21 protein-coding genes are annotated in these 23048 nt (G+C 42.2%); 8 read left to right on the top strand and 13 right to left on the bottom strand.

Features of this window, described 5'->3' with window-relative positions; genetic code table 11:
- Positions 1–6: 6 nt before the first annotated feature.
- The 5 genes from J0L83_01080 to J0L83_01060 all read right to left on the bottom strand — a co-directional run bounded on the left by J0L83_01080 (position 7) and on the right by J0L83_01060 (position 6016).
- Positions 7–1836, bottom strand: a complete 1830-nt coding sequence (locus tag J0L83_01080; GenBank protein ID MBN8663139.1) for a hypothetical protein — start codon at positions 1834–1836, stop codon at positions 7–9.
- 14 nt (positions 1837–1850) lie between these two features.
- Complete coding sequence (locus tag J0L83_01075; protein ID MBN8663138.1) at positions 1851–3224, bottom strand: UDP-N-acetylmuramate--alanine ligase; 1374 nt, start codon at positions 3222–3224, stop codon at positions 1851–1853.
- 101 nt (positions 3225–3325) lie between these two features.
- Entirely contained in the window at positions 3326–4204 is an 879-nt protein-coding gene (locus tag J0L83_01070; GenBank protein ID MBN8663137.1) for a DUF4382 domain-containing protein, read from the bottom strand.
- Between the two features lie 107 nt (positions 4205–4311).
- The gene (locus tag J0L83_01065) at positions 4312–5157 is read right to left on the bottom strand and encodes an aminotransferase class IV family protein (protein MBN8663136.1); all 846 of its coding nucleotides are present in this window, start codon (positions 5155–5157) and stop codon (positions 4312–4314) included.
- Positions 5150–6016, bottom strand: a complete 867-nt coding sequence (locus tag J0L83_01060; protein MBN8663135.1) for a patatin-like phospholipase family protein — start codon at positions 6014–6016, stop codon at positions 5150–5152. The genes J0L83_01065 and J0L83_01060 overlap by 8 nt, the downstream gene beginning before the upstream one ends.
- A gap of 114 nt (positions 6017–6130) precedes the next feature.
- Here J0L83_01060 and J0L83_01055 point away from each other — a divergent pair, with 114 nt between their 5' ends.
- The 3 genes from J0L83_01055 (at position 6131) to J0L83_01045 (ending at position 9914) form a co-directional block, all read left to right on the top strand.
- Positions 6131–8098: a DUF1800 domain-containing protein gene (locus tag J0L83_01055; protein MBN8663134.1), complete on the top strand. Its 1968-nt coding sequence runs from the start codon at positions 6131–6133 to the stop codon at positions 8096–8098.
- Between the two features lie 10 nt (positions 8099–8108).
- Complete coding sequence (locus tag J0L83_01050) at positions 8109–9368, top strand: DUF1501 domain-containing protein (protein MBN8663133.1); 1260 nt, start codon at positions 8109–8111, stop codon at positions 9366–9368.
- Positions 9369–9458: 90 nt separating this feature from the next.
- Positions 9459–9914 carry an OsmC family protein gene (locus J0L83_01045; GenBank protein MBN8663132.1) on the top strand — a complete coding sequence of 152 codons (456 nt, stop codon included), beginning with the start codon at positions 9459–9461 and terminating at the stop codon, positions 9912–9914.
- A 174-nt stretch (positions 9915–10088) separates the two neighbouring features.
- On the opposite strand, the gene J0L83_01040 is transcribed toward J0L83_01045, so the two are convergent.
- Genes J0L83_01040 through J0L83_01030 form a run of 3 tightly spaced genes read right to left on the bottom strand, consistent with a single transcriptional unit; the run spans position 10089 to position 12158 of the window.
- Positions 10089–10571, bottom strand: a complete 483-nt coding sequence (locus J0L83_01040) for a DsrE/DsrF/DrsH-like family protein (GenBank protein ID MBN8663131.1) — start codon at positions 10569–10571, stop codon at positions 10089–10091.
- A gap of 23 nt (positions 10572–10594) precedes the next feature.
- Entirely contained in the window at positions 10595–10903 is a 309-nt protein-coding gene (locus tag J0L83_01035) for a TusE/DsrC/DsvC family sulfur relay protein (GenBank protein ID MBN8663130.1), read from the bottom strand.
- 19 nt (positions 10904–10922) lie between these two features.
- The gene (locus J0L83_01030) at positions 10923–12158 is read right to left on the bottom strand and encodes an FAD-dependent oxidoreductase (GenBank protein ID MBN8663129.1); all 1236 of its coding nucleotides are present in this window, start codon (positions 12156–12158) and stop codon (positions 10923–10925) included.
- A gap of 135 nt (positions 12159–12293) precedes the next feature.
- Here J0L83_01030 and J0L83_01025 point away from each other — a divergent pair, with 135 nt between their 5' ends.
- Complete coding sequence (locus J0L83_01025) at positions 12294–12701, top strand: SET domain-containing protein (protein MBN8663128.1); 408 nt, start codon at positions 12294–12296, stop codon at positions 12699–12701.
- A gap of 43 nt (positions 12702–12744) precedes the next feature.
- Here the strand turns inward: J0L83_01025 and clpB are convergent, their stop codons facing one another.
- Positions 12745–15342, bottom strand: coding sequence for an ATP-dependent chaperone ClpB (clpB, locus tag J0L83_01020; protein ID MBN8663127.1), 2598 nt, complete (start codon positions 15340–15342; stop codon positions 12745–12747).
- Between the two features lie 191 nt (positions 15343–15533).
- Between clpB and J0L83_01015 the strand changes: the two genes are divergently transcribed.
- From J0L83_01015 to J0L83_01000, 4 genes are read left to right on the top strand one after another with little or no spacing between them, the layout of a single operon-like run.
- On the top strand, positions 15534–16715 hold the full coding sequence (locus tag J0L83_01015) for an aminotransferase class I/II-fold pyridoxal phosphate-dependent enzyme (protein ID MBN8663126.1): 1182 nt from the start codon (positions 15534–15536) through the stop codon (positions 16713–16715).
- A 5-nt stretch (positions 16716–16720) separates the two neighbouring features.
- Entirely contained in the window at positions 16721–17755 is a 1035-nt protein-coding gene (locus tag J0L83_01010) for a beta-lactamase family protein (protein MBN8663125.1), read from the top strand.
- 5 nt (positions 17756–17760) lie between these two features.
- Positions 17761–18690, top strand: coding sequence for a tRNA epoxyqueuosine(34) reductase QueG (queG, locus tag J0L83_01005; protein MBN8663124.1), 930 nt, complete (start codon positions 17761–17763; stop codon positions 18688–18690).
- A complete protein-coding gene (locus tag J0L83_01000) occupies positions 18687–19202 on the top strand; it encodes a DUF1905 domain-containing protein (protein MBN8663123.1) in 516 nt (171 codons plus the stop codon). Before queG ends, J0L83_01000 begins: the two co-directional genes overlap by 4 nt.
- Here the strand turns inward: J0L83_01000 and J0L83_00995 are convergent, their stop codons facing one another.
- From J0L83_00995 to J0L83_00980, 4 genes are read right to left on the bottom strand one after another with little or no spacing between them, the layout of a single operon-like run.
- Positions 19203–19778: a hypothetical protein gene (locus J0L83_00995; GenBank protein ID MBN8663122.1), complete on the bottom strand. Its 576-nt coding sequence runs from the start codon at positions 19776–19778 to the stop codon at positions 19203–19205.
- A 4-nt stretch (positions 19779–19782) separates the two neighbouring features.
- Positions 19783–21063, bottom strand: coding sequence for a hypothetical protein (locus J0L83_00990; protein ID MBN8663121.1), 1281 nt, complete (start codon positions 21061–21063; stop codon positions 19783–19785).
- 6 nt (positions 21064–21069) lie between these two features.
- A complete protein-coding gene (locus J0L83_00985) occupies positions 21070–22491 on the bottom strand; it encodes an outer membrane beta-barrel protein (GenBank protein ID MBN8663120.1) in 1422 nt (473 codons plus the stop codon).
- A complete protein-coding gene (locus tag J0L83_00980) occupies positions 22463–23026 on the bottom strand; it encodes an RNA polymerase sigma factor (GenBank protein MBN8663119.1) in 564 nt (187 codons plus the stop codon). Before J0L83_00980 ends, J0L83_00985 begins: the two co-directional genes overlap by 29 nt.
- Positions 23027–23048: the final 22 nt, after the last annotated feature.

The following is a 23048-nucleotide window of genomic DNA, read 5'->3' as shown; positions in this document are numbered from 1 at the left end:
AAACAATTATTGATTAACGGACATGAAATCTGGGCGCTTAATGAACTGACTGATAAATCGGAAGCGGAGATCTGTATTGAAATCAATCCTGAAACGGTTCATACCTCCGATAACTCTGGGAAAATAAAACATACGCAGCTCCATGGTACCAAAGACCAAATTTTCATTACGAGATTTCACCCCACCGCCTATAGATGTGAAGCCATCGCTCTTACCCCAACCTGTACCAATTGGTTTCAACAAGGAAAAACCACCAAATACAAAAGGTGCAAAACGAAAACCATAGAAAGACCAACTGTTATAAAAAACAGACTCGGCTCTTGTTGTTAGTCTTGCTGCAGCCTGGATATCGCCCCTGCGAAACTCAGCTAAACCAAATACATTGTTGATATACAAAGGCTCATTGAGTAAGGTGCGATACTGACCCGCAGCACTAAAGTGCAGAAAATTTCTTTGCATCCAACGTCCACCACGTTGATACAATTTGGAAAAATAATCCAGACTTGCCAACACAGCAACATCCTCAGGATCGGCTTTGTGCAGATAGGTGCTGGCGCGAAATGCGAAATTGAAATAATCGCCACGCGTCTTGAAATAAAAGCGTTGAAAATCCAGCCCCAAGTAGGCCCTTAATCTTTGCTCCTTATCGGTATAACCACCCGTAATGGCTACATTCACACCTTCCGGAACGTCTTCGTTTCTACCAAAGCCATACACGTAACGCGCTTTGAAAAAGTCTTGCCTAAACGCAGAAACAGTTACCAAACCACCGCGTAAGTCTGCATATTGATAATTGTATATATTCTGAAACTTATCTGGCACCTGAACAAAATGTCTGTAAAATCCTCTTGCAGCAAGAAAATGCCTGAAACGGCTACCACTATTTTTCTTAAAATAATTTTTTGTTCCCAGGTTATAACCAGCCCATGCATCCACAACGTTGGCATCATATCTTGCATCAGCAAAATATGCCGAATCGGATAGATACATATTATTGGTCTGCTGCTTGCCCACTTCTAATGCATAGGTAAAAGTCATGTATGGGTTCACAAGCGACTTGGATAAGCGGATAAATCTGTAATCTTCATTACGCTTGCCTGTATTAAAAGCCGGGCGATACGTCTGAAAGCCAATCGAGAAATCAGTAAAGCTGCCCGCGATATTTCTTTTGGTGTAAGATCCACCAAAGCCCCATGTGTCTGCACGCTTCGCTTCATATAAAGTTCGTATCGATAATTGATCGCCGCTACCAAAAAGATTCTCTTCTGTAATAACGAGTTCACCATCTTCGGGGCTACCGATATTGGCACTCACTCCAAGTGAAAACACATCTTTTACAATGACCAGTACGTCTACATACTCCGGCATACCCGGCACGATACTCAGTTTCAATAATGCATCTTGCACAAAGGGCTGTTCACGCAGATGTCTTTCATTATCTGCCATCAGATCAGGACGAATGGTATCTCCCTCTGTGAAAAATAAATTCTTACGCACAACTGCTGCGCGGGTTGTAGCATGAACACGATCCGCTAGCTTATTCAAGGCATTTAATTCAACTTCCTGTGGCGCATTGACATTTCCGCCCAAACCAAGCTGAATAATTTGAATATTTCTTACTTGCTTGCCCTTAAACGCAGCAAAGACCTCATCGTTCTTGATGGCAGGCGCAGGTGCTTCCAGATTAGACCGACTAATATTCTGAGCCAGTTTACCAATAATGCCTGGCTTTTTGACCAGAAAAAATGTATCTGCTTTATGGATATAGGACGAATCGAACTGCGCGTAGATGCAGACCGACAAAAAGACAAATCCTATGGTCAGCAGTTGCTTCATCAAAGATGGTTAAGTTACAAGGATGATGCCAATTCCTGTGCAAAATCTTCCAATGATGGATCACGGGCTCCCATCAATAAAATCACTGCCGCTGCCTGCAAATGAGGCCTAATTGCTTGCAGCAAATCTGCCCGATCAGGAACAAAGTATGCCTGCTTACCCAATTGTTGAATATCATTAATTAGATCGCCGGCAGAAATGTCTTTTACAGCGGTTCCACCTGCATAGAATATCTCGCTCATCCATATTTCATCTTCTGGCCTCAGTACAGCAGCTATCTCCTGAACAAAATCATGTCGCAGAAAACGTGTAGGTCCATAACCATGGGGCTGAAACCATGCAATCACTTTTGGCGCAATGGCTTGGCAAGCCTGAATTGAGGCTGCACATTTTGCCGGATTGTGTGCATAATCATCAATTACCCATACGCCATTTTTTTCTGCCAGCAATTGATGACGACGATAAATACCAATATACTTGCTTAATGCCTTTGCAGCTGTCTCCAAAGGAATACCAATATTCGCAGCCATGGCTGCTGCAGCCAAAGCATTTTCCATATTGTGTTTGCCTACTGTTTGCAAACTAAAAGACACACCGTTGATGGTAAACTGAATTGTGAGGCCTTCTTGTTGAAAATCACTTGCAGTGAAACCGGCCTGCTTAACAGGATCTAGTGCAAAATCGTATGCCTGATTCACAGAGAAATCAGCAGCAAGAGGATGCGATCTGTTTACCGAGAAAATTGATTGAGCATGTTGTTGAAACACACCGAAAATCTCTTTTAGCTGATCAATCTCCTGATGGTCTTTATCAATATTCAACAGCAAGCCGGCATAAGGCTCATATTGCACAATAGAACCATCACTTTCATCTGCTTCAATTACTAACCAGCCCGACTTCCCTACCCATGCATTACCAATTAGCCCTTGTTGTATTAAACTCACTAGACCTGCGCCACTAATAATACCGGGATCGTAACCTGCTTCCTGCATAATAGCAAATAGCATGGCAGTAGTGGTGCTCTTACCACTGGTTCCACCAACAGCGATGGTTTTGTTTTCTTTTGCAATCAGCGCAAGCAAGGCTGATCGTTTAATGATAGGAATATTTAACTGCTTGGCCTTTTGCACTTCAGGCACAGAATCTTCTACGGCTGTTGACACAACCACTAATTGCGTAAGTGCATCAATGCCCGAACCATCTTGTTCATAACACTGTATGCCTGCAGCCTCCAACTTTGTTCTGGTATCATTGATTACATCAGGTTTGAAATATCGATCACTACCAGACACAGATTTTCCACTTCCGGCAAGAAATTGCGCAAGGGCACTCATACCGGTACCTGCTACCCCAATAAAAAAGATATGCTGAATCTGCTGTAATTGCATCTCAAATGGCTTTTAGCAAATATAACCGTAAGCTGCACGTATAGCAGCATAAAAAAGCTGCCCCGTTACCGGGACAGCTATGCACTTCACCAAACCTCACATTATTTTTTTAGGGTAATGGTTCCCAAATTGGTTTCAGCTGGTCTGGCCACCACCACATTGGTGATTGTTGTATCTCCATAACCATTAGAACCATTCACAAATACGGTATAGGTTCCATCTTTCAAGCCACGAACTTTGAAATAACCATCTCTGTTCGGAATTGCATACGCAGTATCTGTGCTGTTGTAAACACTTACAATCGCTTTTGCATCAGATGGCTCAACCTTCCCTTTAACGCCTGCATATTTTGAAGGAACAAACTGACTTAAGAAAGGCTTCAAGTAGAACTGACCATTGACCATTCGGATGATTGACTTACCTACATCAAAGTCCAACCACAGACGGCTGCTACCTGCTGATAATTGCTCAGGCTCTCCACCACGCAATTTGATCAGAATAAAGTTGGGCGCGCCGGGGAAGAAATTCAATGGATAGGTAACACTGTCTTTTACCAATGAATTGTTGGTACCCAGTTCAATTTTAATCAGGCGAACAGTTCCTGCTGGGATACTCGCTGTTGCCAGTAAGGTATCCAAACCGTTACGCAATTTCAACACATCATACACACCTGGTGTGATGCTGAGACTTTGCCATACAAGCGCGGCAGAATCTGGTTTACGGCGATCGTTCTTTCCGATAGAATCCCAATCGCAACGATCGTGCTTACGCGTATCCTTGCTGGTATCTACCACTACTTTCACTGCCTGGATGTCAATGAATACATTATCAAAGAGTCCAGGACCATCTGTTAAGAAAACAGAAAATTGCTGCTGACCTTTTGCATTCTCCAGCGATGTATTTTTATTACATGCTGCGAGAAAAAGGGTGAAGGCGAATGCCATTAAGGCGATGCCACGGAGTGTTTGCTTGCTTTTCATGTGCGATAATTTAGGGTAGCATTGTTGCATTCAGGAAAGATTTGTACTTAAGATGCCTGATGACAACAAAACGTTTAACGCACAGGTGTTAAAAAACTCAAAAAGGACTACCAACGGAATTGCTGTACATAATCTTCCTCAGCAGCAGATAAAAGTGTAAAGAGCTGTAACGCAACAGGGCCGGGCTTTCCAGCACCAATGATATGATCATTTACTTGTGTAACTGGAATTATTTTTTTGGTAGTACTGGTGATAAAAATTTCGGCAGCATCATACAATTCTTGCAAGGAAATATTTTTTTCTTGAACAGGCAGCAGTTCACCAGCTAACTGTATCACGCGCTTTCTGGTAACACCTTTTAGTACTGCATGTGCTGGTGTACACAGCTCACCTTGCTTAGTTACTATAAATATATTGGATCGAGGAAACTCAGTTATGCCTTGTTCACTATAATAGAGTACATCAAATGCTCCAGCTGCTTTTACCTGCTCCTGCAAAAGAATACCCATTGTATAATGGATAGACTTCACTTCAGGTAATTGTCGCTCATACTGATAGGTAATTATCTTAACAGGATTGGGCAGTGTATTCGGTACAGGCTTAATCTGTACAGGTGTTATCATGAAATTGGGCGACTGTACTGTGTAGGCGTCATCACTATAACCGCCTGTTAGCAGGAAACGAATACCCATTTCATCCTGTGGCTGCAATGACACCAACTTTTGAACAACATTGCGTAAGCCTGCATCTGAAATAGGTATCTCTAAACGTAAAGCTTCTGCTGATGCCCTGAAACGATGCAGATAATCTTCCAAAAAAACAGGCACGTGATTTTTTGTGCGCATAAAATCAAATACAGCATAGCCACGTAGTAAACCAAGATCATGATACCCTAGCTTCAGCTCATCCAATGGCAGATAAACCCCATTCATCCATGCAATCAACTTATCCATGCTTTGCAGCTTTAATGTATTGGGCACGGCCCAGATCAATTAATTCTTTGGCTCGATAGAATTCAAACACACCGCAGGCATTTCTTGGTATTTCAACCACCAGATCCGGACGATACACATCAATCATCATCTCAACCAATCTGTCCTGTGTAAAATCGTAAGAGGTATTCACCAAATCGAACAAGGAGAATTTTGTTTGTTTGGGTTGACTCAAAGTATTATTCCATGAAGGCAAAGGCAGTTTATTCAGCCATTTCCAAACATCATTACTTTCCTTTGCAATGGGTTTTTCTTTTTTTGCCGGTGTAGGCAAATAAGGTCCATTTAAGTTTACAGCAAATACTAATTCACCTTCCTTTTTCTGAACTAGATTAATGGGCAATGGATTCAATACACTTCCGTCAACCAGTACACTATGCTCTTCTACTACTGGTGTAAACACACCAGGTATTGCAATAGATGCCCTTAAGGCCTTGAACAAATTACCTTTTGTAAAGTGTACCTCTTTTTTATGTAATAAATCGGCAGCAACAGCCGTAAAAGGAATAGCCAAATCCTCAATCTCATGATGCCCTGTTATCTGCTGTATTTTTTGAAATACTTTATCGCCCTTTACGAAACCCTGTGTAGTAAAAGTAAAATCAAAGAGATTGAATACATTGGTTTTATTTAGCGTCAGCAGCCATTCCCGATATGCATCCAGATAGCCGGCAGCATAAATGCCGCCTACTACAGCACCCATGGAACAACCGGTAACCGATGCAATAGTATACCCTTCCTCCAGCAATTGGTCAATCACACCAATATGCGCCATTCCTCTTGCACCACCGCTACCTAGAACCAAGTGTACACTTTTCATAAGCTGAAATTATTACATCCTGCATGTATGCTTGTAAAACTGGGTACACTTTATTTTATACCTTAAATAAACCTTTGGCTCTTTAACCCATCTAAATCCGCACAACCCAAAGAGATGAAACCCACTATTCTGATTGTCCTTTTGCTGGCCGCCACTGCTTGGATTGAACCAATTAAGCCACCAGCAGCAAAATGGAAAATGCCTTATAAAAAACATGGGCTCACGAAAGAACAGGCTGCAGCACACCTATTAAGCAGGTTTTCCTTTGGTGCAACACCGGGACAAATACAGCAGGTTGCTGAAAATGGACTGGAAGCCTGGTTTGAAGCACAATTGAACAGCGATGCTGCTGACCCGATGCTTACAGATAAATTAAGCAGCAATCCTGCTTTAAATTATTCTAATGAAACCATTGTCAATACATTTTTACAACCCAATCAAGTAGTACAAGCAGCCATTCGCGCCGGCGTAATCAGCAGAGATAGTCTCCAGGACCTGGGAAAAGCGATGCTCAGACCTGAGCTGAGACAGTTCATGCAAGAAAAGGGTTATCAGCCAATGATTGAATTACACCGACAACTCATCAACCAAAAAGTTATTCGCGCAGCATACAGTAATAATCAATTGAAAGAGGTATTGACTGATTTCTGGTTCAATCATTTCAATGTGTCGCTTACCAAAAACCAATCGCAACAGTTTGTACTTACCTATGAAAGAGATGCCATCAGACCTTTTGTAACAGGTCAGTTTGCGGATATGCTTTTAGCTACGGCCAAACATCCTGCAATGCTGGAGTACCTTGACAATGCTAGTAGCGTAAGTAATGATAACGCACAAAACAAACAACAACAGCGCAACCCCGCATTTTTACGCAGACAAGCTGCCATTGATAAGGCCTTGGAAGATTCAGCGCGTATGGGTAATCCTGCCGCGCAAATTGCCATGCAAAGAAGAAAGGCAGAAGGTTTAAACGAAAACTATGCACGTGAAATCATGGAGCTACATACATTGGGTGTTGATGGCGGTTATCAACAAAAAGATGTAACCGAAGTAGCACGTGCTTTAACGGGTTGGACAATCTACCCCTTGCGGGACGAGGGGGGCGCAGGTGCCATTAAAAGACTGGTAGAACGTGTTGGCTGGGATAATCTCAGCAAAAGAGGCTTTGTACGCGAGGGTGATTTTCTCTTTCGTGCAGATAAACACGATGAAGGCACCAAAACAATCTTAGGTAAATCATTTGATGGAAAAGCAGGCTATCAGGAAGGAGTTGATGTCATTCGCATGCTGGCAAGCCATCCATCAACTGCCAATTTTATTTGTAAAAAACTAGCTATTCGTTTTGTACGCGACACACCACCACCATCACTCGTCAACAAAATGTCGAAAGCCTTTTTGCAGAGCAATGGCAATATCCGTGAAACAATGATTGCCATGGTGAGTAGTGATGAGTTTTGGGATAAGGCTAATCTCAGAGAAAAAATCAAATCACCATTTGAATTGGCCATTAGCGCCGTGAGAGCAACGAATGCTGAGATTCAACAACCATTCCAATTGTTTCAATGGTGTACAAGAATGGGACAAAGATTTTATTACTATCAGGCCCCTACCGGATTTCCGGATAAATCGGCTTTCTGGATCAATACGGGGTCACTCCTAAACAGAATGAATTTTGGACTTGCGTTTGCTGGCGGAAAAATACCGGGCGTGAAAGTTGACTTACCTGCACTAAATCAACACAGAGAACCGGAAAGTGCTGATGAAGCATTAGACGTGTATAGCAAACTATTTTTACCTGAACGTCCTTTGGAAGAAAACAATAAGCGATTGAAAGCATTGGTGAATGATGCGAATGCTGCTGAGAAAATCAATCAGGCTGCATCAGCCAATACTACAACAGATGATGATGAAGAAGTGCAAATGATGAATCGCAATCGCAGAAGAAAAAACAATCAAAATGAACGCGCGGCTATGAGCAAAAGCGGCAAAGCCTTTACGATGTCGTTTGTGCCTGGCAATAACAGCACACTTGCACAGGTAGCGGGTATTATCATTGGATCACCAGAATTTCAAAGACGTTGAAATAATCAATATGACAACAAGAAGAGCTTTCATGAAATCGGGCGCTATGGCGCTGTTTGCAGCAGGTTTGGGTGGCGTACCCACCTTTATTGCACGCGCTGCAAGAAATCAACAGTTGTGGACGCCGTATAAAAAGCAGAAAGTATTGGTTTGTATTTTTCAGCGCGGTGCCATGGACGGATTAATGGCTGTAACACCCTTTACAGATGCGGCATTAAAAGCAGCAAGGCCAACTCTTTTTATGAGCCCGGCACAAACAGAAGGCAATGCCATAGATCTGGATGGAAAATTTTCACTGCATCCTGCGATGGCAGCATTGGCACCTTATTTTGCTGAGAAACGTATGGCTGTCGTACACGGTGTGGGCAGTCCCAACAGTACACGCAGCCATTTTGATGCACAAGATTACATGGAGAGTGGCACACCCTTCAGCAAAAGCACTTCAAGTGGCTGGCTGAACAGAGCAGTAGGCCTATTGGGGCATGAGGGTACCCCTTTTCGTGCTGTGAGTGTAACCAGCGCATTACCCAGAAGTTTTTATGGTGATCATGATGCTATTGCCATCAGCAATCTGCAGGAATTTGCTATTCAATTGAGAGGCAATCCTCTTGGAGCAAAATCTGCTGCACAATCATTCGAGCAGTTGTACGATGATACTTCTTCAGAACTATTGAGCCGTACAGGTAAAGAGAGTTTTGATGCGATGAAAATGCTCAATCCTTCGCTCATCAGAAATTATCAACCGGCAAATGGCGCCGTTTATCCCAACTCACCACTTGGTAATTCATTGAAACAAATTGCCATGCTGATCAAGATGGATGTTGGTCTGGAAATTGGCTTTGCCGAATCTGGCGGCTGGGACACGCACTATAATCAAGGTACGCTTAATGGCGCATTTGCCAGAAACCTGAAAGACTTCAGCGATTGTATTGCTGCATTCTGGAAAGACATGGATGCTTATCAGGATGATGTTACCCTAATGACGATGACGGAGTTTGGCAGAACAGTTAAGCAAAATGGAACTGGCGGTACAGATCATGGTAGAGCAAGCTGTTTATTTGTCTTGGGCAATGATGTACAAGGCGGCCAGGTTTACCACAATATCAAGGGCTTGAGTACTGATTTACTGGAAGATGGTCGCGATTTGCCTGTGAGTACAGATTTCCGTGCTGTCTTTAGTGCGGTTGCCAACAAACACCTTGGCTTAAAGAAGGACCAACAGATGCTCTTTCCCGGTTGGGATGGGACCGCTATCTCCTGTATGCGTTAACTGATTTTAGTCATAAATCTGTGTAACCAAGGTTACTGTAACAGGCTTTCGTATCGGGTAGTTTTGTTTATCTAATTTAAAACAACCGTTATGGAACCTGTACATTTTTACGACACCACAGTGGAATGGAAAGACAGCAGAAGAGGCGTTCTTTCATCCAGTGTACTTGACAGCAATATTGAAGTAGTAACACCGCCTGAATTTGCAGGTGGCATATCAGGCAAATGGTCGCCTGAGCATCTATTGGTTGCGGCAGTAAACAGCTGTCTGATGACTACATTTTTAGCCATTGCAGAAAATTCCAAACTGGATTTCATATCCTTTAAAAGTTACGCCAACGGAAAACTGGAAAAGGTGGATGGCAAATTCATGATTAGTGAAATAACCCTTAGTCCTACCCTTGTTTTACCTGAAGGTGCCAATAGGGAAAGAGCAGAACGTATTTTACAAAAATCCGAAGCTGCTTGCTTAATCTCAAATTCTGTGAAAGCAACCATTGTATTTCAACCACATATTGTAGCTGAAGAAACTGCAGGTATTTTGTAAGCTAAACAAAAGCGTATACACAGCATATCACTTAGTGATATGCTTTTTTATTGCCTTATAATAACGAAAAAAAATAGGGCCCTTTCGGGCCCCGTCAAATCAAACACACATAAACAACACACAGGTATTCATCCGGCATTTACCCGGATAATAAAATAGCAAGCAATCATTCGATTAAATAAACAGCATGTGTGTGCCTTCACCACTACCTTGCTTATAGAAATCGCCTACAGTAAGCACACCATCCAACTCCTCAATCATATCCTCCTTCTTGTAGTGGAACATTTCCATGGCCAATTTGCAGGCCCACAGCTTCACACCAGATGCGTTCATGATTTCCAGAAACTCCTTAACACCAGGGATATCCAATTTTTCCATTTCCTTCTTCATCATACTGGTAGCGAAAGCTTCCATACCGGGCAAACCACCAATCAATGTTGGAATATGCATGGCCGGATTACCTACTGTTGCAGTATGTAAATGTTCCAACTTGTTCTTATGAATTGCTTCCAAACCAAAGAAAGTAAAGAATATTTCCGCCTGAATGCCTTCCATCCTGGCTCCATTAGCTAAAACAAATGCTGCATACACGTTTTCAAGTGAGGCCTTTGATAAGATGATCATCATCTTTTTGATTTGGCCTTTATTCTCGCTCATGACTTCAAGTTTAAGGTTGTTAATTAGATACAGCTGGCGGGCTTAGGAATACCTGCAATCTTGCTGGAGATTTTCAGCGGACCTTCAGGGAACAGCGCATAGAACTCTTTGATATCCACAACACCACTTTTACCAATACGACGAATACTTAGAGGCACTTCGCTCTTCCATTCTTTTTGCAGATAGTCAATCACTTCCCAATGTCTGGGTGTCATATCAATATTTGCTTCAGCTGCAATAGCAGTTCCAACTTCTTTATTCCACTGATTAAAATCGGTTAAGTAACCTTCTTCATTTACGGCAATGGTATTGCCAGCGAGTAGCTTTTCCATATATGTGTGTTTTAAATGATTAATCAAAATTTTTACCTGCTTCCTGCATGGTTGCAGAAACAAAAGGTATGTGTGTGCCTTTTAGCAGCATATTCCAGTAAATCCAACGAAAAGCCAGTTTACCCATATGGTTCATTCTGCTTTCCTTGAGTAATCTCAGCGGACCAACACCTGGGAAGGGGAAAGTTCCTTCAACGGGTTCGTGGGTATAGTTGAAATCTATCAGCAAGGCTTTACCATGACCAGTCTCAACGAAACAATTAGCATGTCCGTCAAACTCTTCTTTCAACGGCTCTCCCTTGATATAACGCTTGATATTCTCAGTCAAAATTTCTGCCTCAAAGTGTGCAACTGATCCTGCTTTAGATGCAGGAATATTAGAAGCATCGCCAATGACATAAATATTCTGCCAGTTTTTGGATTGCAATGTGGCCTTATTGGTAGGTACGAAATTCAAATCATCACCCAGGCCAGAACGTTCCATCACCGCATCACCTTTATTGGTTGGTACAGTTACTAATAAGTCAAAGGGCACTTCCTTGCCACCATAGTCGCGAATCACTTTCGCATCGTTATCTACGCTCTCGATTGCAAAATCACTGACAATATGGATATTCTTTTCATCCAGCAAATGCTGTAAACGATCTGTTGCCTTAGGCTTGGTAAATGCGCCACCCAATGGGGTAACATAGGTAATCTCCACTTTATCACGCATCTTCTTATTGATAAAATAAGAATCAGACAAGAATGCAAACTCCAGTGGTGCTACCGGACATTTGATTGGCATTTCGGTAATATGTACTACCAGTTTGCCACCTTCCCATGTGCGGAGTTTATTTCTTAATGCAAGTGAACCTTCAAAAGTGTAAAAATCAAACACATCTTTCTGCCAGCCTTCACCCTTCATACCACTGATCTCTTCAGGTGCAATCTTGGCACCAGTTGCAATGATCAATACATCATAATGCAACTGATCGCCATTGACCATTTTCACCAGATTCTCTTCTGGCACGATGCGATCAATAGCATCATTGATCAGACTTACACCTTTGGGAATAAAGTCCTTGATAGGCTTAATAATATCTTCAGGTTCATAGATATCGAAGGGTAAAAACAAATAACCGGGCTGGTAATGGTGTTCCTGACGTTCATCAATAATATCAATTTCCCATTCCTCTCTGTCTAATTCATGATTCAGGTGATTGGCCATCATGGTACCTGCTGTACCTGCACCCAGTATGAGCAAACGTTTCAATGGTTGTAGTGTTTGATTGACAACCCAAAATTCTAACAGAACAGAGAAAACAACTGTGATGGCAGTTACACGGAAATATGATTTTTATCATGGGCTAATGCCTGCTTTTCCCAAATATTCTCTACTTTGTTTTAAATGAAGCAAAGGCTAATTCAACAACTACAGGAACGCACCTATGTTAAGCTACAAGCATCCCCCCTGCATGGTATCGGTGTTTTTGCTATCAGGGATATTCCAAAAGGCACGAGGAACATTTTCTCTCCACCACATAATCGTTTTACGCATTTGTCCTATGCTGAAGTGGATGCACTACCTGAACATAGCCGGGCATTGATAGAAAACTTCTGCCTCTATGACGAAACTGGCTATTTTGTGCCTGATGAAGGATTCGATACAATGGATATTGCGCTTTACCTGAACCACAGTGAAACGCCCAATATACGTTCTATTGATGATGGCGATTATTTTGAAGCACTGGTAGATATTCCTGCTGGAACAGAATTATTGATTGATTACGGAACGATTGTAGACAGTAAAGAATAATCCCCGCATTACTGCAGGGATTATTTAGTTTATGTTTATTTACTTACGCATCATTTCGAAAGACAACAACTCCATCAAATACATCTACTAAAACAGGTTTTGCTTTGTCAATATCTCCGGCGAGAATGCGCTTACTCAATGTATTTACAATTTCTTTCTGAATCAGTCGCTTTAAAGGCCTTGCACCGTATTGCGGATCAAATCCATTTTCAGCGAGAAAATCGAGCAGATAATCGCTAAATCGCAATTCAATTCCATTATCCGCCACCAACTGTTGTAACTGATTGAGCTGAATTCGAATAATGCCTTTGATTTCTTTACGCAGTAGCGGACTAAACATAATCACCTCATCCACCCTGTTCAAGAATTCGGGACGAATGGTCTGCTTTAGCAATAACATCACTTCTGTCTTTGCCTTATCAGTAGCAATCAGCAAATTGTCCTCATTCACCCCATCAAAAGCTTCCTGAATTAAATGCGCACCAATATTGCTGGTCATGATAATAATGGTATTCTTAAAGTTCACCACACGGCCTTTGTTATCAGTTAGGCGACCATCATCTAATACCTGCAACAAAACATTCCATACATCCGGATGGGCTTTCTCAATTTCATCTAGCAGTACCACGCTATAAGGTTTTCTGCGCACTGCCTCAGTCAGCTGACCACCTTCATCATATCCCACATATCCCGGAGGCGCACCTACCAATCTGCTCACCGTATGCTTTTCTTGATATTCACTCATATCTATTCGAGTCATCATTGACTCATCGTCAAACAAGTAAGCAGCCAAAGCCTTGGCCAATTCAGTTTTACCCACACCCGTTGTACCCAAGAAAATGAAAGACCCAATCGGTTTGCGCGGATCACTCAAACCAGCCCTGCTTCTTCTGATGGCATCAGCCACAGCTGTGATGGCTTCTTCTTGGCCAACCACACGCTGATGCAACTCATCTTCCAAATGCAGCAGCTTTTCTTTTTCACTTTGCAGCATCTTTCCTACAGGAATACCTGTTGATTTACTAATTGCTTCTGCAATATCTTCTGCGTCAACTTCTTCTTTCATCAGCCGCTTCTCTGCAGTTTCAGCCAACTGGGCTGTTAGCTCTTGAATACGATGTTCAGTTTCCTTGATCTTACCATAGCGAATCTCTGCCACTTTACCATAATCGCCGTTACGCTCTGCCTGCTCAGCCTGAAATTTCAGTTGCTCAATTTGCTCCTTGGTTTGCTGTACCTGATCTACCAATCCTTTTTCTGATTGCCATTTGGCTTTCAACGTATCTCTTTCCACTACCAGATTAGCGATTTCTGTACTCAGCTCTTTTAATTTCTCTTCATCATTTTCTCTACGAATGGCTTCACGCTCGATTTCCAATTGACGAATCTGTCTTTCCAAGGTATCCAGCTCCTCAGGCATAGAATTCATTTCCAAACGAAGTTTGGCAGCACTTTCGTCGATCAGATCAATAGCTTTATCAGGAAGAAAGCGATCTGAAATATATCTGTTGGATAATTCTACTGCTGCAATAATCGCTTCATCTTTAATGCGCACATGGTGATGCGTTTCGTAACGATCCTTCAAACCACGTAGAATCGAAATCGCATCTTCTACGCTTGGCTCTTGAATCATCACTTTCTGGAAACGGCGCTCCAAAGCCTTATCCTTTTCAAAATATTTCTGATACTCATTCAAAGTTGTTGCACCCACGGCACGTAATTCACCTCTTGCCAAAGCCGGCTTTAAAATATTGGCCGCATCCATCGCACCCTCACCACCACCGGCGCCAACCAATGTATGGATTTCATCTATAAACAAGATGATCTCACCATCACTAGTACTCACTTCCTTCACCACTGCTTTCAAACGCTCTTCAAACTCGCCCTTGTATTTGGCACCGGCAATCAGCTGGCCCATATCCAATGCATATATGATCTTGCTTTTCAGATTCTCTGGCACATCACCATTAACGATTCGCATGGCCAATCCTTCTGCAATAGCTGTCTTACCAACACCTGGTTCACCAACCAGGATTGGATTGTTTTTAGATCTTCTGGTGAGTATGTGTAGTGTTCTTCGAATCTCTTCATCACGTCCTATCACCGGATCTAATTTTCCCTGACGTGCCAGTTCATTGAGGTTTTTGGCATACTTATTTAAAGCATTGTATTCCTGCGACTGGGTCTGAGAAGTTACTTTTTCACCTTTACGCAAATCCTTAATAGCTGCAATCAACACTTTCTCTGTCAAGCCAGCTTCTTTAAGCAGTCGCGCAGTGTTATCACTACCTTGTAATAAGGTTAGCAACAAATGTTCCGGCGTAACAAATTCATCACCAAATGTCTTCAGCACATTTGCAGTACGTAGCAAAGCATTGTTCAAATCACGGCTAATGGATTGTGCAGGTTCTGTACCCTGTGCTTTAGGCAAACGGCTTAAAGCTTCTTCAAGTTTCCCTTCCAATAAGTTGAGGGTAACATTACTTTTCTTCAATAAAAAATCCACAGGGCTATCGTCCTGCTCCAACAAAGCTTTTAGCAAGTGCTCTGTTTCAATATTGGGATTACCGGCTGTAAATGCGAGTTGCTGACTCTGCTGAATCAGTTCCTGGGCTTTAATCGTATAGTTATTTAAATTCATCCTTTCAGTTTTTGGGGTTCATAGAATACGTATATCAACATACCGCAAAACACAATCCACCCCGGCAAAACAGGTAATAATGGCTGCAATTAATCTTTTCAACTGTAGTAAAGTCAGACAAGAGCGCCATTTCCTGTAATTATTACAGACAAGTGGTGTGAAACCCTAACTTTACGAGCATAATTTCTACCATGAATCAGTCGCAACATTTTGATACCCAAGCCATCAGAACCCAGACGCAGCGCACCTGGGAAAATGAGCACTCTACCCCACTTTTCATGACTTCCAGCTTTGTATTTGATAATGCGGAAGATATGCGTGCCGCATTTGCAGAGGAAAACGACCACAATATTTATAGTCGCTTCAGCAATCCTACTGTTGATGAGTTTGTGCAGAAGATGGTGTTATTGGAAGAAGCAGAATCTGGTTATGCAACAGCAAGCGGCATGAGTGCAGTATTTGGCACATTCATGAGCTTTTTACAAAGTGGTGATCATATTCTTTCATCAGGCTCTGTTTTTGGCTCTACGCATACCATTCTCACCAAGTATATGGGCAGATGGAAAATTGAGTACGACTACTTTGATGTAAACAAGCCTGAGCTAATCGAAAGCCTCATCCGTCCAAATACCAAAATGCTCTATATCGAAACACCATCTAACCCGGGTTTGGATATAGTAGATATGGATATGTTGAGTGCATTGGCCAAAAAGCATCACCTCATTTTTGTAGTGGATAATTGCTTCGCAACACCTGCATTGCAAAAGCCCATGTTGCATGGTGCAGATATTGTGATTCACTCCGCTACAAAATGGATAGATGGACAAGGCCGTGTGGTTGGTGGTGTTATCGTTGGTAAAAAAGCACTGATCAGGGAAATCTATTTGTTTCTGCGGAATACTGGACCAAGCATGAGTCCGTTTAACGCCTGGGTGTTAAGTAAGAGTTTGGAAACACTTTCTATCCGAATGGAAAGACATTGCAACAGTGCTTTGCAGATTGCAAGAACGCTGGAAAGCAATCCTCATTTGGAGTGGGTAAAATATCCTTTCCTTGAATCGCATCCGCAACACAAAATCGCCTGGAAGCAAATGAAAGCTGGTGGTGGTATTGTATGCTTTGAATTGAAGGGTGGTTTAGCCCGCGGCCAAAAATTCTTAGATGCTTTGCAAATGCTGAGCAGAACAGCCAATCTGGGTGATAGCAGGAGTATTGCATCGCATCCTTCTTCCACTACACATTCCAAATTAACGGAAGCGGAAAGACTTTCAGTAGGCATTACATCGGGACTGATTCGTATCTCTGTTGGATTGGAACATCCTGATGATATTTTAAAAGACATTCAACAAGCATTAGAAGCTTCTTCAAAATAATAGCTATGAAAAAATGGATTCTTGCTGCAGTACTGGCTTTACCAATACACTTATTGGCACAATACAATTTCAGTGCATTAGACGCTCGTATTGAAGCAATGAAAAAAGAACTGGGTGGATTTGCTTCCGTTGTAGTTGCAAAAGATGGCAAAGTGATTTACAAAAAGAATCTTGGTGAAGATTTCAATGAGCGTACACAAGTACCTATTGCCAGTAGCAGTAAATGGTTAACAGCTGCTATGGTAATGGCATTGGTCGACGCAGGCAAGCTTTCGCTGGATGATAAAGTATCCAAGTATTTGCCTGATTTTACGAAGTATAACAAAAGCTATATCACCATTAGGCATTGTCTGAGCCACCAAACAGGTATTAAGCAGGAACCCATTAAGCTAGCTGCATTCTTGCTAAGGAAAAAATATGAAACCCTTGAGCAGGAGGTCAATGATTTTGTATCCAAAAGAGAGATTGATTACAACCCGGGTGAAGCCTTTTTCTATGGCAATGTAGGCATCAATATTGCTGCACGTGTTTGTGAAGTTGTCATGAAAAGAGGCTTTGAGCAAATCATAGGGGAAAAAATTTTACGACCACTTGCGATGCGCTCTACCAATTTCAGTGATGAAAACGGCAATGCACCCAATCCTTCAGGTGGCGCAGTTTCTTCTTCTTTGGATTATACCAACTTCCTCACGATGATCTTAAACAAAGGTGTATTCAACGGAAAGCAGGTCTTAAGTGAAGCTTCCGTAGAAGAGCTCATTCGCTCTCAGACGGCAGGTGTCCCAGTTAAGTATGCGCCGAAAGTAGCGGAAGGATTTACCTACTCGTTGGGTGCTTGGGTACAGGAAAAAGACGCAGCGAATAAAACATTTATCATCAGTGCACCAGGCTTACTGGGCACCTGGCCGATGATTGATTTTTGCAGAAAGTATTCCTTTGTGATTGTAACAAAGAGTTTATTGACTGATCAAAAAAGAGAAGCTTATCAGCAATTGATACAGCTCATCAATGATCAGATAAGTGTACAATCCTGCAATTAACAAGCATGACTGCAGATAGCGCCAGTAAATTGATCAAACAAGCCGCTCACCAATTTGGGTTTGATTATTGCGGTATCAGCAAAGCTGTGGCCTTAGATGAAGACGCTAGACGGTTAGAAAGCTGGCTTGGCAAGCAATTCCATGGCACAATGCAGTACATGGAAAACCATTTTGACTTACGCATTGATCCAAGAAAATTATTTCCAGGCGCAAAATCTGTGATTACATTTTTAAAAAATTATTACCCGGAGCAAATACAATCAACAGACGGACCAAAAGTTTCTAAATATGCATATGGTCAGGATTACCATGACATCATCAGACAACAGCTAAGAGAATTGCTTCAAGAACTTCATACCAGCATAGGTCAGTTTAACGGAAGAGGCTTTGTGGACAGTGCCCCCGTGCTGGAAAGAGCATGGGCACAAAGAAGTGGGCTTGGTTGGATTGGCAAAAACGGCAACCTCATTACCAAGCAATCCGGCTCATTCTTTTTCATTGCTACACTAATCGCTGACCTGGAATTGGTTTATGATCATCCGTATGTAAAAGATTTTTGTGGTTCTTGTACCAGGTGTATTGATGCTTGTCCCACTGAAGCCATCCTCCCCAACAAAGTTGTTGATGGCAGTAAGTGTATCAGCTATTTCACCATTGAATTAAAGGACCTGCTGATTCCTGATAACATGAATGGGCAATTTGACAACTGGCTATTTGGTTGTGATACCTGCCAGGATGTTTGTCCATGGAACCGTTTTAGTAAACCGCATCAAGAAATAGGCTTTACACCCATCCCTGAAATTCTTAACTTATCTACTGCCGATTGGGAGGCAATGACAGAAACACAATTCAAAGAGATTTTTAGAAAGAGTCCTTTAAAGAGAAGTAAATACGCAGGTATCAAACGCAACCTCAAGTTTATTCAATCAACATGATTCGCTTTAACGCCATCATTGAGAAATTCAGCAAGCAGGGAGAAAAAACCGGCTGGACATATGTACTGATTCCAGCAGCGCTTGCAGCCAAGTTGAATCCCGGCAAGAAAACATCCTTCCGTGTAAAAGGAAAATTAGATCAACATAGCATACAAGGCATTGCATTGATGCCCATGGGCGAAGGTGATTATATCTTACCCCTGAAAGCAGATATCAGAAAAGCAATCCACAAAAAACAGGGTGATATACTCTCCCTTCAACTGGAATTAGATAGCGCTAAGATTGCCGTTCCTGAAGACTTGGTTGTATGCTTGGAAGATGAACCAAAAGCAAAAACATTCTTTTACGATAAGCTTCCCGGCTCGCACAGAAACTATTTCATTAAATGGATAGATAGCGCAAAAACCGAGGCCACCAGAAGCAAACGCATTGCTATGACCATAGATGCATTGTGTAAGGGATGGCATTACGGACAAATGATTCGTGCTTCGCAAGGCAAGCCCTTGGAATAACTATAGTTGCCAACCCAATTTAATACTCAGTCTTCTGAATTGCTCCTGAACCCTAGTTGTTGTTTGCTCAGGCGTACTTGGCCAAGGCCTGATCCAATTCCATGCATCATAAGCATAACGCATTTCTTTAGTGGAGTAGCCAAATTGTAACAACAATCCTTTGTCGGTTTTACCTGTAAGTCTGAATGCGATTCCAGCATCCCAGTAAAAGGTGGTACGGTAATCCTTACTTTGAACACCCCAGCCATTAACACCTTTTTGTTGATCCGTTGCCCATGGAGCCGAAACGCCCATATCCAGATACAGCCATGGTAAAGCTTGTTTTTGAACTGGATGAAAACGAAGTGCAGCAAAAACAGGGACTGTTCTGGTATGATAATAATCTATACCCAGCCCTGCGCCGATGAAATAATTTTTCTTTTTGATACCATGAATGGATTGAATCTGAAAAGACTCACCAGACGAACCCGACAAAATGCCTAGCTGATGAATAGCGCTGTATCTCCAGCTTTTTTGCTGCGCATTCAATTGTATACTCGTAAACAAGAGCAACACTAAAGTAATCTTAACACGCATACACTTATTTTGAAGGATAACCAATCTTACTTAACATTGAGAAGCGATTACTCGCTTGCAAACGATATTGATACAAACCATCCTTGGCCACCAACATCACCAAATCGCCCGAAACAATCACGTCGTAGGTTTCCATACCAATCGCAGTATCTAAAAGACGGATATCACGCTTATCACTCACATCATACCACTTTAAGCCTGCTTTACCATCGCAGATAAATAAATCATTCCCTTGTACAGCAAGTCCATGCGGATTTGTCATGGTATATGATTTGATCAATGTTGGCGCAGACAGATTACGTACATCCAGAATATCCAACTGATTTGAAGCATTGGTACAGGCTGTTCCTGAGCGCAGGGTTACATATGCAAAATCATCATCAGCCACAACAGGATCGCAAGCTCTTGCATGACTAAACATACCTGTGCGAATGGGCGCCACGGGATTACTTAATCCATAAATAAACATTCCTGTAGTAGAACCAATAAATAGGTTTTGCTTAAACGGATAAATGGTTTCAATGCCCCAGCCAATTTCCTGATTACCCTTAAATACGGGCAATGACGGATTGGTAACATCAAACGTATTCAGCCCATTTGTTGTAACCGTATACAAATAAGGTTCAACCAATGCGAATCTGGCCATGGAACCACTTTGTCCTGATGAAGGCGGTCTGCTTGCATTTGCGCGAACCCCACTGAATGAGGAAGCCATCATATCAAAAATCACCACATCCTTTCTGTCCTTACCAAAAAAACCTGTTGAACCACACTCCTCTTTTACAGTCGTATCTCTACGAATCCATTCAGTAATAATTTTATTGGTATCGCTTGCAATAAATCCGTTGCTCCACATCCTGAAAGGAAATACACCGGGTTGATATTGCTTTACTGCAACTTTAGTAGGATCAGTGATATCAATCGTTACCATATCCGCATATAAATCGGCATACAGGTAATTACCTGATACAGCTAAATCCTGATTACCCGGAATGGCGATAAAGTACTTATTGACTGGTGCTGCTGGATTGCTATTATCAATGATATGAATACCCTTATCAACTTCATTTAGGAAGATGTATTGATCTTTTACAAAGAACTTGCCCGGCTGCTCAATTGGCTGTGGCGCTGCAGAACCAATAGCATTCCGTACTTCTTGTGAGGTTTTATAAACAGGCGTAAAAACAGCATAGGTTCTCCAGCAGGTATCTTTCATACATGCGCTGAAAGACAAGACAAGTAAACACAAGGCAAGCAGCCTTGTCCATTTTTGAAACAATTGCATAAAATATTATTGAATGGTGAAGGTTATATTGGCTGATTGAAAGAAAGCTTTTCTGCTGAGTTCAGGCTGATGCATATTCCTTAAACCCAATTCTAACTGAGGGCCCACCCAAAGCTTTTTCCCTTTTTGTATTGGAATTGCATATTGTACACCTATTGAAGCATTTAATAACAAGCGCTGGTATTGCTGATTGCTTGTATAAAAAATATTATTGCCTTCATTGTAGTGTAATGCTTTTGCACCTAATAAAACTCCGGGCAATAAACCTGCATCAAGACGCCACTTTTTCATACCAAATGGCTGTATATGAAAGACCATAGGCATTTGCAGCAAATGAAACTGATGCTGATAGGTGAATCCATTTCCCGGTCTGTAAAACGCTGTTACAGCAGTGGCAGCATTCGTGCGACTTTCTCTTGCCTGAAACACAGTATCAACTCTTGCCCCTGTCGCCAGCTGCATAGATGCGTATCGATACTGCAAACCCGCAGAGAATTGCCAATATTTTTTCTGCTGTATGGTGACACCTGTACCCAGTGAAAATGAAAAGCCTGCTTTGTATTGCAAATCTCCTGGCGTAAACACTGTTCCACTCAGATTGCCGGCACCGATCACAGGAGAACTTCCTCCATTAAACTGCATATCCTGTGCAACAGCTAAGGAAAACAATTCGCTTGGTCGGATATCACTGAATCCTGATTGAGCTGTTAAATACCAGGATAAATTCTTGCGTGTTTTCTTGGATTGTTTGGTTGAATCTGCTGGTGCAATAGCCGTGGTATCAGCTTCAACCGTAACCAATTCCTGTTTCACTAATGCCGTTTCTTTATCCTTGTTTGTTTCTTCAACCTGAACTTCTTTTTTCAATTCAGCTTCCTTAACAACAACCGTAAATTCCTGTAGCTCATTACTTGATTGTCGAGCATCTGCTTGATTAGCGACAAGTGATGGCTCAGGTTTTGAATCAGTCTGCCCAATCTGTGGTTGACTGATGTTTAGTTTGCTTGACAGACCTTGCTTTTTAACCACAGCATTTACCGCCTGTGCTCGTCTGGGCTTTGTAGCGACTGATTTTATTTCAGCTTGTTGTACAGATACTTCATCCGGAGGGTAGCTTGTTGCTTTATTAGACGCAGGCTTGTTCGTTTGATTGTCTTTTTCGGTTGCTTGCTCAGTTTGTGGCTTTGTATGATTCAGTTTAGCAAATTCAGTTTTGTCTCTGTCTTGTAATAAGACCCATGTTCCTGCAATCAGTATGAATATTGCTGCAGCCGAAGTCCACCAGAAGATAATCCTTCTTCTGCGCTCTTTGCGGATACGTTCTGCCACAGCATCCCATACAGCAGCATCAGGCTGCAGCGACCATTCCTTCAGTTCGCCACCGGCGAATTGTTCCAGATCATTGGGCATAAGACCTCCTGTTTTCATTGTCTGATTGTTGAATCCACTGCATCAAGAGTTTTCTGGCTCTTGCATACTGACTGCGCGATGTTCCTTCTTCAATGCCGAGCATTTTACCTATCTCCGGATGCGTATAGCCTTCCACCGCATGCAGGTTAAAAATGGTTTGATAACCGATAGGCAATTGCCTGATCAGCTTAGCTAAATCATCTGCCCGCAACTTTACTTCCACATTATCTGCGGCTACCGCGTGCAAGTCTTGCTTATCCTCAATAAAAACCAATTCCTGCTGATAGTTTCTGTGCTTCTTTAGAAAACTGAGCGCTGTATTCACCATTATCCGCCTGATCCAGGCACCCAGATCACCCTCTTGCCTGTACTGATGCAAAAAACGAAACACTCGAACAAATCCCTCCTGTAATACATCCTGCGCATCATCCATACTCTTGGTGTAACGGAAGCATAGCCCCAACATATTAGGCGCAAAGAGGTCGTACAACGCTTTTTGCGCAGCCGGTTTCCCTTTCAGGCACTCTTTTACCAATTGTTGATGCAAATCCATTCAGCTGGTTCAGTTAGCTTGA

The sequence above is a fragment of the Chitinophagales bacterium genome, from assembly GCA_017303835.1.
Classification (GTDB): Bacteria; Bacteroidota; Bacteroidia; order Chitinophagales; family Chitinophagaceae; genus JAFLBI01.
The sequence above is the reverse complement of the archived record's forward strand: the minus strand, read 5'-3'. Positions and strand labels throughout refer to the sequence as shown.

Bases quoted from the DNA above. Each gene is read 5' to 3' on its own strand.
- J0L83_01080 (MBN8663139.1), bottom strand. From the start codon at position 1,836: ATGAAGCAACTGCTGACCATAGGATTTGTCTTTTTGTCGGTCTGCATC.
- J0L83_01075 (MBN8663138.1), bottom strand. From the start codon at position 3,224: ATGCAATTACAGCAGATTCAGCATATCTTTTTTATTGGGGTAGCAGGT.
- J0L83_01070 (MBN8663137.1), bottom strand. From the start codon at position 4,204: ATGAAAAGCAAGCAAACACTCCGTGGCATCGCCTTAATGGCATTCGCC.
- J0L83_01065 (MBN8663136.1), bottom strand. From the start codon at position 5,157: ATGGATAAGTTGATTGCATGGATGAATGGGGTTTATCTGCCATTGGAT.
- J0L83_01060 (MBN8663135.1), bottom strand. From the start codon at position 6,016: ATGAAAAGTGTACACTTGGTTCTAGGTAGCGGTGGTGCAAGAGGAATG.
- J0L83_01055 (MBN8663134.1), top strand. From the start codon at position 6,131: ATGAAACCCACTATTCTGATTGTCCTTTTGCTGGCCGCCACTGCTTGG.
- J0L83_01050 (MBN8663133.1), top strand. From the start codon at position 8,109: ATGACAACAAGAAGAGCTTTCATGAAATCGGGCGCTATGGCGCTGTTT.
- J0L83_01045 (MBN8663132.1), top strand. From the start codon at position 9,459: ATGGAACCTGTACATTTTTACGACACCACAGTGGAATGGAAAGACAGC.
- J0L83_01040 (MBN8663131.1), bottom strand. From the start codon at position 10,571: ATGAGCGAGAATAAAGGCCAAATCAAAAAGATGATGATCATCTTATCA.
- J0L83_01035 (MBN8663130.1), bottom strand. From the start codon at position 10,903: ATGGAAAAGCTACTCGCTGGCAATACCATTGCCGTAAATGAAGAAGGT.
- J0L83_01025 (MBN8663128.1), top strand. From the start codon at position 12,294: ATGAAGCAAAGGCTAATTCAACAACTACAGGAACGCACCTATGTTAAG.
- clpB (MBN8663127.1), bottom strand. From the start codon at position 15,342: ATGAATTTAAATAACTATACGATTAAAGCCCAGGAACTGATTCAGCAG.
- J0L83_01015 (MBN8663126.1), top strand. From the start codon at position 15,534: ATGAATCAGTCGCAACATTTTGATACCCAAGCCATCAGAACCCAGACG.
- J0L83_01010 (MBN8663125.1), top strand. From the start codon at position 16,721: ATGAAAAAATGGATTCTTGCTGCAGTACTGGCTTTACCAATACACTTA.
- queG (MBN8663124.1), top strand. From the start codon at position 17,761: ATGACTGCAGATAGCGCCAGTAAATTGATCAAACAAGCCGCTCACCAA.
- J0L83_01000 (MBN8663123.1), top strand. From the start codon at position 18,687: ATGATTCGCTTTAACGCCATCATTGAGAAATTCAGCAAGCAGGGAGAA.
- J0L83_00995 (MBN8663122.1), bottom strand. From the start codon at position 19,778: ATGCGTGTTAAGATTACTTTAGTGTTGCTCTTGTTTACGAGTATACAA.
- J0L83_00990 (MBN8663121.1), bottom strand. From the start codon at position 21,063: ATGCAATTGTTTCAAAAATGGACAAGGCTGCTTGCCTTGTGTTTACTT.
- J0L83_00985 (MBN8663120.1), bottom strand. From the start codon at position 22,491: ATGAAAACAGGAGGTCTTATGCCCAATGATCTGGAACAATTCGCCGGT.
- J0L83_00980 (MBN8663119.1), bottom strand. From the start codon at position 23,026: ATGGATTTGCATCAACAATTGGTAAAAGAGTGCCTGAAAGGGAAACCG.